Consider the following 269-nt stretch of genomic DNA (forward strand, 5'->3'; position numbering starts at 1 on the left):
TTGAAAACTGGGTAAAATGGGCGAAGGAAAATCGACTGGGCTTGGATTTTAACCCAACACTATTCTCTCATCCGAAAGCAGCAGACGGTCTGACTTTATCGCATCCGAACGAAGAAATTCGTGAGTTTTGGATTAACCATTGCATTGCCAGCCGGAAAATTGGTGAATACTTTGGGAAAGAGCTTGGTACACCAGCATTAACAAATATCTGGATTCCAGATGGCTACAAAGATATTCCAAGCGACCGTTTAACACCAAGAAAAAGATTA

1 protein-coding gene is annotated in these 269 nt (G+C 41.6%); it reads left to right on the top strand.

From position 1 onward, the window contains the following. Nucleotides 1-269: L-rhamnose isomerase (locus RYX56_RS22645; RefSeq protein ID WP_317124163.1), on the top strand; the 269-nt coding region annotated here is incomplete at both ends.

The sequence above is a fragment of the Alkalihalophilus lindianensis genome, from assembly GCF_032843265.1.
GTDB lineage: Bacteria > Bacillota > Bacilli > Bacillales > Bacillaceae_D > Alkalihalophilus > Alkalihalophilus lindianensis.